The organism is Micromonospora phytophila, assembly GCF_023656545.1.
In the GTDB taxonomy this organism is placed as follows: domain Bacteria; phylum Actinomycetota; class Actinomycetes; order Mycobacteriales; family Micromonosporaceae; genus Micromonospora; species Micromonospora phytophila.
In genome coordinates, this window is record NZ_JAMOKF010000007.1 from 60069 (window position 1) to 68738 (window position 8670).

8 protein-coding genes and 1 pseudogene are annotated in these 8670 nt (G+C 70.5%); 6 read left to right on the plus strand and 3 right to left on the minus strand.

All coding sequences use genetic code 11. The features are described from left to right. Positions 1-372: 372 nt before the first annotated feature. Positions 373-1371, plus strand: coding sequence for an SRPBCC family protein (locus tag NCC78_RS02645; protein WP_250791501.1), 999 nt, complete (start codon positions 373-375; stop codon positions 1369-1371). Then, positions 1368-2543 carry a zinc-dependent alcohol dehydrogenase gene (locus NCC78_RS02650; protein WP_250791502.1) on the plus strand — a complete coding sequence of 392 codons (1176 nt, stop codon included), beginning with the start codon at positions 1368-1370 and terminating at the stop codon, positions 2541-2543. Before NCC78_RS02645 ends, NCC78_RS02650 begins: the two co-directional genes overlap by 4 nt. 22 nt (positions 2544-2565) lie before the next feature. On the opposite strand, the pseudogene NCC78_RS32670 reads toward NCC78_RS02650, so the two are convergent. Further along, positions 2566-2699, minus strand: a pseudogene (locus tag NCC78_RS32670) (IS256 family transposase); the annotation flags it as partial. A gap of 80 nt (positions 2700-2779) precedes the next feature. Between NCC78_RS32670 and NCC78_RS31940 the strand changes: the two are divergent. Then, positions 2780-2908 carry a hypothetical protein gene (locus tag NCC78_RS31940; RefSeq protein ID WP_284706208.1) on the plus strand — a complete coding sequence of 43 codons (129 nt, stop codon included), beginning with the start codon at positions 2780-2782 and terminating at the stop codon, positions 2906-2908. 304 nt (positions 2909-3212) lie between these two features. Further along, on the plus strand, positions 3213-4229 hold the full coding sequence (locus NCC78_RS02660; protein WP_250791509.1) for a glycosyltransferase family 4 protein: 1017 nt from the start codon (positions 3213-3215) through the stop codon (positions 4227-4229). Positions 4230-4790: 561 nt separating this feature from the next. Here the strand turns inward: NCC78_RS02660 and NCC78_RS02665 are convergent. Together NCC78_RS02665 and NCC78_RS02670 are read right to left on the minus strand one after the other, a co-directional pair. Then, positions 4791-6428 (minus strand): MFS transporter, encoded by a 1638-nt coding sequence (locus NCC78_RS02665; protein WP_250791503.1) that lies wholly within the window; start codon positions 6426-6428, stop codon positions 4791-4793. Beyond that, positions 6422-7117: an SDR family oxidoreductase gene (locus tag NCC78_RS02670; protein ID WP_250791504.1), complete on the minus strand. Its 696-nt coding sequence runs from the start codon at positions 7115-7117 to the stop codon at positions 6422-6424. The genes NCC78_RS02665 and NCC78_RS02670 overlap by 7 nt, the downstream gene beginning before the upstream one ends. Before the next feature lie 410 nt (positions 7118-7527). On the opposite strand from NCC78_RS02670, the gene NCC78_RS02675 reads away from it, so the two are divergent. Next, the gene (locus NCC78_RS02675; protein WP_250791505.1) at positions 7528-8478 is read left to right on the plus strand and encodes an SRPBCC family protein; all 951 of its coding nucleotides are present in this window, start codon (positions 7528-7530) and stop codon (positions 8476-8478) included. A gap of 10 nt (positions 8479-8488) precedes the next feature. After that, positions 8489-8670, plus strand: a 182-nt coding sequence (locus tag NCC78_RS02680; RefSeq protein WP_250791506.1) for a hypothetical protein, incomplete at its 3' end; no start/stop codon positions are given.

Sequence of the window (8670 nt, forward strand, 5' to 3'; positions counted from 1 at the left end):
CGCCCCGCTGGCCGTACCGGTGCTGGTGATCACGCGGCCGTAACGACGTGCTGAGCAGCGAGGACTGGTGCAGCCGCCTTCGCCGGCGAGGCAGCCGACGGTGACTACGTGGAGCTCGCCCACGCACCTTCCCTGGGGACATACGTCCGCGTGGTGGAGCCGGTCCCGGCGTTCGCCGGCCGGTTGCCGTGACGATGAGTGCCAATCCGGACGCCGTCCGTGCGGCTCGGGTCGGCGGTGCAATCCTCACGCAGCGGTCGATGGGCGGGTTCAGGTGGTTTCCGGGGGGTATCCCGGGCCCCAATGCGTCGCGCCCCGCGGTCGCCGTGGATTGGGACGCTCGGCCGGTGCGATCGGATACGGAGGCTACCCGTGACTCGACTGGCAACCCGAGAGGCAGTGAAGGCCAGGCAGGACGAGGTGCAGCGGCGGGGGCGGGGGCTCGGCTGGATGAGTCTCGGTCTGGGCGTGGCACAGCTGGCGGCGCCGGACACGGTGCGCCGGATCAGCGGCGTGGACGACTCCCCGACGTCCCGGGCGGTGGTGCCGCTCGTCGGGGCGCGGGAACTGGTACACGCGGCCGGGCTCCTGACGAGCCGGCGCAAGAGCGCCTGGGCGTGGACCCGGGTCGTCGGCGACGCGATGGACCTGACCTCGCTCGGAATGGCCATCGCCCACCGCAGCGGGCGCCGCCGGCGGCGGCTCGTCGGTGTCACTGGCGCCGTCGTCGGGATCACGGTGCTGGACCTACTGACCGCCGTGCAGGCCACCCGCGCGAAGCGGATCGGCTCCGTCCCGTCGTTACGAGGCGCACGCAGAGGAGGATCCATGGAGCTGACAGCCACGACAACCATCCGCAAACCTCCACCGGAGGTCTACGCGTTCTGGCGGGATCTGGACAATCTCCCGACGTTCATGGCGCATCTCGAGGAGGTCCACGTCACGGGTGAGCGCACGAGCCATTGGTCCGCCGCCGCCCCGTTCGGCACGAACGTCGGGTGGGACGCGGAGATCGTCGACGAGGCACCCGGCGAGAAGATCGCGTGGCGGTCGACCGGCAACGCCGACGTGCCGAACGCCGGTACGATCCGGTTCGTGCCCGCCCCGGACGGTGTGAGCACCGAGGTGCACGTCGTCCTGACGTACGACATTCCGGGCGGCACGGTCGGCAAGGCGGTCGCCAAGTACTTCGGCGAGGAACCGCACCAGCAGCTCGACGACGACCTGCGCCGGCTCAAGCAGGTGCTGGAGACCGGCGAGGTGGTCCGGTCCGACGGCGCCCCGTGGGGCAAGCGGGCCCGCAAGGAGTTCCCGCAGCGTCCGGCGCAACCGCTGTCGGACTCCGAGCTCGCGAAGGGAGCGGACGCGTGAGGGCGAACACCTGGGCGGGCCGCAACAAGGTCAAGGTCCGTGACGTGCCGGACCCGAAGATCCTGAACAAGCGCGATGCCATCGTACGGATCACCTCCACCGCGATCTGCGGCTCGGACCTGCACCTGGTCGACGGGTATGTGCCCACGATGCAGGACGGCGACGTCATGGGTCACGAATTCATGGGTGAGGTGATCGAGGTCGGCCAAGGCGTCGATCCGGATCGGCTGCGCATCGGGGACCGGGTCGTCGTGCCGTTCCCGATCGCCTGCGGCGCGTGCGGCGCCTGCGCCGCCGAGCTGTACACCTGCTGCGAGAACTCCAACCCCAACGCCGGGATCGCGGAGAAGATCCTCGGTCACCCGGTCGCCGGGATCTTCGGCTATTCGCATCTGACCGGCGGCTACGCGGGCGGTCAGGCACAGTACGCGCGGGTGCCCTTCGCCGACGTCGGCCCGCTGAAGATCGAGTCCGATCTGACCGACGAGCAGGTGCTCTTCCTCTCCGACATCCTGCCCACCGGCTACATGGGTGCCGAGATGTGCGACATCCAGTCCACCGACGTGGTGGCGGTGTGGGGCGCCGGCCCGGTCGGCCAGTTCGCCATGGACAGCGCCCGGGTGCTCGGCGCCGCGAAGGTCATCGCCATCGACAAGGAGCCGTACCGGCTGCAGATGGCGGAACGGGCGGGCCACACGCCGGTGAACTTCGAGGAGGTAGACGTGCGGTCCCGGCTGCTGGAACTGACCGGTGGGCGGGGACCGGACAAGTGCATCGACGCGGTCGGCATGGAGGCCAGCCACGGCAGTGCGCACATCCACGCCTACGACCGGATCAAGCAGGCGGTCCGCTCGGAGACCGAGCGCCCGCACGCGCTGCGCCAGGCGATCCTGTCGTGCCGCAGCGGTGGCATCGTGTCGGTGATCGGCGTGTACGGCGGCTTCCTCGACAAGTTCCCGGCCGGCGCGTGGATGAACCGGGCGCTGACCCTGCGTACCGGGCAATGCCACGTGCAGCGCTACATGAAGCCGCTGCTGAAGCGCATCGAGCGCGGGGAGATCGATCCGACCCGGGTCATCACTCACACCCTGCCGCTCGACGAGGCGGAACGCGGCTTCGAGATCTTCAAGAACAAGCAGGACGACTGCGAGAAGGTCGTCCTCAAGCCCTGACGACCACCCGCATCGGGCCAATCAGCAGCCCGTCCGGCCCGGTCAATGACAGGCCCTGTTCCTTGGCCGCCCGCACCAGCTCGGCGGCGGCCTTCGCCTCCACGACGGGTCAGGCCGCTTCTTGCGTCCGGTCTGGTCATTCAGTGTCGCGGTCATCACGGCACCGTCCTCACCAGGCACAACGCCTGGCAGGTAAGGCCAGCTGCTGGGTGGCCGCTCGGACGTCGGGGAACTCTATGGGCCTGAAGCGGCGAGTCGCTTGCCTCGCCGCCGACGGGGTGGAGGACGTGGAGTACACCCAGTCCCGAGCCGCTGCGGAGCAGGCGGGGGCCGAGGTCCACCTGATCTCCTCCCCTGAGCGGTGAGGCCCCCGGGAGGGGGCGGGAACGTCTGGATCATGGCTTGGTGCTGTCCGGCTCGGCACCATCCTCGGGTCAGTCAACCTGATCACCACCTGCGCCCACCCGAGATGACGACGTTCCGGACGCGGCCTGCCTGCACAGCATCCCTGCACGGGGGAAGCCGGCGTTATCTTCTGCCGCGGCGACGGGAAACGACAGCACGACGCACATCGAACCCCACTCCAGTGGATCAACGGGAGGACTTAGCTTAGTGGCCACCAACCACCGGCTGGCCGACCGCTCGCAGAAGCGGCCGCTGCGGATCGCGATGGTGCTCCCGCCCTGGCTGTCGGTGCCCCCACCGGGCTACGGCGGGGTGGAGCACCTGGTGGCCGGGCTCGTGGACGCGCTGGTCGATCGGGGTCACCAGGTGACCCTGTTCGGGGCCGGGCGGCAGCACGACACCGCCGCCGACTTCGTTTCGACGGTGCCCGAACTGCAGTACGAGCGGCTCGGCGAGACGCTGCCCGAGCTGGCCCACGCGGCCCGGGTCACCCACCTGATCAGCGCGGCTGACTTCGACGTCATCCACGACCACACCACCATCGGCCCGATGATCGCCGGCCGGCGCGCCGTGCCCACCGTGGCGACCGTGCACGGCAACCCGGTAGGCGAGTACGGCGACGTGCTCAGCCTCACCGACCAGGGCGTCGCCCTGGTCGCCATCTCGCACGCCCAGCTCCGAATGAACCCGCGGCTGCCCTGGGTCGGCGCCGTGCACAACGCGATGGACCTCGCCGGCATCCCCCGCAAGACGGCGCCCGGCCGGGGGCCGGTGCTCTGGCTGGCCCGGTTCAGCCCTGACAAGGGACCGGACGTTGCCATCCGGGCGTGCCGGGCCTCCGGCCTGCCGCTGATGCTGGTTGGCAAGTGCAATGAGCCGATCGAACGCCGCTACTACGACGAGGTCATCCGGCCGCTGCTCGACGAGGACGTCACGGTGGTGTTCAACGCCGACCGGGAGGCCGTGCTGCAGCTGTTGGTCGACGCCCGCTGCCTGATCATGCCCATCCAGTGGGATGAGCCCTTCGGCATGGTCATTCTGGAGGCCATGGCGACCGGCACCCCAGTGGTCGCGCTCAACCGCGGCGCCGTCCCGGAACTCGTCCGACCCGGCCTGACCGGCCTGGTCTGCGAGGCAGACGAGGAACTGCCGGCGGCGCTGCACGAGGCGACCAGCCTCGACCCGGCGGCCTGCGTCGCCCACGTGGCGGAGAACTTCTCCACGCAGCGGATGGCCCGCGGCTACGAGACGATCTACCGGCGCGCTGCCGTGAATGTCTAGGACTGCTTGAGCAAATCCCTCCAGCCGACCAACCGGATGAACTGGGAACTCGATACGAGGTCGGACTCGGCACGATCAACGTCGCACAAGTTGCTCTGGATGTCGTACCGGCCCGGCCCTGACCGCGCTGCTCGGCACCCGGGTATGCGCGTCGCTTTGTGCGTCGCAGGCCGAGGCGCTGGAGACTCGGCGGTCGCTGGGGGCCCGCTTGCCCGTTCCGGACGAGTGTCGGCGGGGCCAGCCCTTGGGCACCCCCCAGCGGAACCTGCGGGGTCGTCGCGATGGGCTCAGAGGTAACCGTCGCCGGTCGGACGACAACTCGCAGGTCTCGTTGTGACCGGGTCAGCGTGACGTCGCGGTCGCTGGTCGCCGCGTAGGTGTCGCTGTCCTCCCGCTCGGCGGTCCAGTCGTCCAGGGCGTGCGTGCACTCCTGCACCGTGGCGAGCGTGCGCGGCGCCTCTCCAACCAGGCCGTGGCGGGTACCGGCGCATGCGGGGGATGAAACGGCGACGGCCGCGCCTTGGCATCGGTCGGCGGTGGCCGCCGGCCGGCCGGGGCGGCTCATGGCTCCTCCCGCTCGTCGGTCAACGTAGGCCCGGCGGCGGCCGGCAGCAGGTGTCGCACCTCCGGTTCGCCGTCGGCGAGTTCTTTCGCCCGTTCCTCCGCCTCCTGGTCGGCTCCCGTCAGCCGACCGCCGTGCTGGCGCAGGTGCTCGTCCCAGGACGGCACCAGGTAGACCTCGACCAGGCGGTCCCGGCATTCGCCCTCGCGGAAAAGCCCCCAGCGCATCGCCCCGGTGCGCTGCCGCGAGCCGCGTACCAGGTCCATCGCCTTTATGAACTCCTGCTCCCGCTCCGGCCGCACGATATAGGCCACCAGCACCAGCACCGGGCCCACCCGGGGGTCTGGTTCGAGGGCGAGTTCCCCCAGTGGGGGCAGGTAGGTGGTCGGGTCCTTCGTCACCTCGCGCAGCTCGGGCAGCGGCCAGATCTTGCTGGTCACCCCACCGACGAGCATCAACGCGCCCGCCGCGAGCAACGCGGCGACCAGTCCGACGGTGTCGGCGACCACGCCCCAGACGAGCGCGCCGACGGCCTGCCCGCCCCCCTGGACCACCTGGTAGACGGCGAGGCCGCGGGCGCGTACCCAGCCCGGCAGGAAGAGCTGGATCTCGGCGTTGATGTTGGCGAGCACGGTCACCCAGGCCACCCCGGCCGGCAGCAGGGCGACCAGCGCCACCGGCACGACCTGGACCGACGCCACCACGATCAGCGCCCCGCCGTAGAGCGCCCCGGCCACCAGCAGGAACTGGTTGGGCGACATCCGGGTCCGGATCCACGGCAGGAGCAGGCCGCCCAGGATGGCGCCCGCTCCGAGGGCGCCCAACAGCAGGCCGTACCCGCTGGCGTTCATGCCGAGCCGCCGGTTGGCCACCAGCGGCAGCAGCGCCCAGAGCGCGCTGGCCGGAATCACGAAGACCAGCGCGCGTCGGAGCAGCCGGCGGACGATCGGTGAGTGCCGCACGTAGCGACCGCCGGCGCGCAGCGCGGCGGTGAACGGCTCCGGCACCTCGACGGCCCGGGCGTTGGCGGGTCGCCAGCGGACCAGCGCGAGCGCGAAGACCAGAAACGCCACGGCGTTGAGGGCGAAGACCGGAGCCACCCCCACCTTGGCGATCAACACACCGGCTGCGGCCGGGCCGACGGCCCGGGCCATGTTGACGCTGATCGAGCCGAGCGTGGAAGCCGACCGCAACTGCTCGCGTGGCACCAGTTGGGGGATCACCGCCGCCCAGGCCGGCAGGGTGAGCGCCTGCCCCGCGCCGAACGCGAAGGTGAGGGTGAGCAGCAGCGCCGGCGGCATCCGGCCGGTTGCGGTGAGCACGGTCAGCGCCGCGGCCACCGCGACCAGGAACAGCTGTACCGAGATCAGCAGGTGCCGCCGGTCCAGGGCGTCCGCGAGCGCGCCGGCCGGTAACGCCAGCAGCAGCAGCGGCAGCAGGCTGGCTGTCTGGACCAGGGCGACCAGCGTCGAGGCGTTCGGTTCGTGGATCAGCAGCCACTGCGCGCCGACCGTCTGCATCCAGGTGCCGATGTTGGCGGCGAGCAGGGCGAGCCAGAGGTTGCGGTAGACCGCCGTCCGCAGCGGCGACCACGCCGAGACGGGAGCCTCGGCGGGGATGCCTCCGGGCGTCACCACCGCCCGTCCGCGCGCAGCACGCGCTCACCGGAGACGTAGAGGTCATCGGGGGCGAGCAAAAGCAGCCGTACGACCTCCCCGGCTACCTCCTCCGGCTGCGCGTAGATCTGGTCCAGGAACTCGTCTCCGACCCGCTCCTGGAGCCGGGTGGGCATCGGCCCGGGATGCAGCTGCATCACCTTGATCCGGTTGCTGTGCTGCGCCTCGGCCAGCGACTCGACCAGGCTGGTGCCGTAGCTCTTCGTGGCGCGGTAGACCGGGATGCCGGGTCGGGGCCGGGTCACCGCCATCGCGCCGGTGTACACCACGTTGCCGTAGCCCTGCCGGCGCAGGTGGCGTAGCGCCTCCTTGAGCACGTACGTCGTGCCGAGCGCGTTGACCTCCACCGCCCGCCGGATGCGCTCCGGGCTGAGGCTCTCCAGTTCGCCGCCCGCCCACACTGAGGCGCAGGTGGCCACCCCGTCGATGGTGCCGTACATGTCGAACACACTTGCGAAACCGTCCCGCACCTGCTCGTAGGAGGAGACATCGCAGACGGCGCCGGCACAACCGAGGTCATTGGTCACCGCGGCAACCTCGTCCGGCCGGTCGCTGAAGACGGTGACCCGGTGCTCGTGCACGAGCAGACGGGCCACCGCCAGCCCGAGACCGCTGGTGCCACCGATCACCACCAGGTTTCTGGCAACCATGTCCCTCCAGCCGTCGTCGCACGAGAGCGGTCGCACGAGAGCGGATGTGACTTCCCGCTCGGGCCGGCTCCACACCCCGGGCTGCTGCTCCGCATGCGGCCGTCCGTCCCGCATGCGTGAACGCCGCGACTTCGGGAAGCCCCGCCCCGGGTCGGCACGTAGGGCGACCGCCGCCGGATTGAAGTGAGGACAGATGGGTCGGAAAAGCACAATGGGTCTCCGGTCGGTGACGGACACTCTCGGGATCTAACGAGAGACTCCGGACCGTCGATCGCAAGGGATGGCGAGGTTCCTGGGCTGGTTCAGTCTTGGCGCCTGGGCGCGGCCACCCTCGGGGCACGACAACGGTCAGCCGACTCTGCGGCATCGACGACTCTCGGACAGCACAGACCGTCCTGCAGATCGCCGGTATGCGGGAGTTCGGCCACGCCGCGGCGCTGCTGATACCCCGCCGGGCCGGGTGGGGGGCGTGGACGCGGGTTGCCGGCGACATCATGGACCTGGCCGCCTGCCGTCAGGCGATGCAGCACCGCTGTGGCGAACGGCGGCGGCGCCTGATGTACGCGACCGGAGCGGTCGCCGGCATCACCGCCGTCGACCTCTACACGGCGCTTCGGACCACTCGGGGCCGACCGATGGACGCCGGTAACCGAGTACACGCCTCGGTGACGGTCAACCGCAGCGCCGAGGAGGCCTACCGGTTCTGGCACGACTTCGAGAATCTGCCGCGTTTCATGTACCACCTGCAGTCGGTGCGTGCGATCACCGACCGGCGGTCGCGCTGGACGGCCAAGGCACCGGCGGGCAGGAGCGTCGAGTGGGAGGCCGAGGTCGTTGCCGACCGCCCCAACGAGTTGATCATGTGGCGTTCGGCCGAGGGCTCGAAGGTGCCCAACTCCGGCTCGGTGCGCTTCCAGCCAGCCACCGGGGGACGCGGCACCGAGATGCGGGTGGAGCTCGAGTTTTCGGTGCCCGGCCGCAGGTTGGGCGCGATGGTCGCCAAGGCTTTCGGCGAGAACCCGCAGCAGCAGGTCTGCGACGACCTCCGGCGGTTCAAACAGGTGATCGAGACGGGCGAGATCGTCCGATCCGACGGCAGCCCGCAGGGCACGAGCATTCAACAGCAGGTCATGCAGCGCCCGGCGCAGCCGCTGTGGCGGGCCGGGCGGCGCCCCGCTCCCCAGGAGGGCGGGTCGACGGCAGACAGGGATGGCGCTACAGCAGCTCGCGGCTGGCGATGCGTACGCGATGACGTGCACAAGTCGGATGCGGGGAGGCTGCCTGGTACCTTGCGGTGTGCTCGTGTTGTGGCCGGATGCATCGGACCTCTTTCGAGATCTCCTCGGGCAGCAGGGCCTTGATCCGAACCGGGTGGAGAGTCCCGAATCGGCCTGGCGGGTGTTCTGGGTGTTCCTCGCGGTCGACGTTGACGGGCTGGAGTCGGAGCCGGACGGCGACGGGTTCGCCGTGTCCTGGGGCCGCCATAGCTGGAGCGACGGGCTGCCTACCCTCTCGTTCAGCAGGCATCTGAAGGTCGACGCGTCGGCGACCTG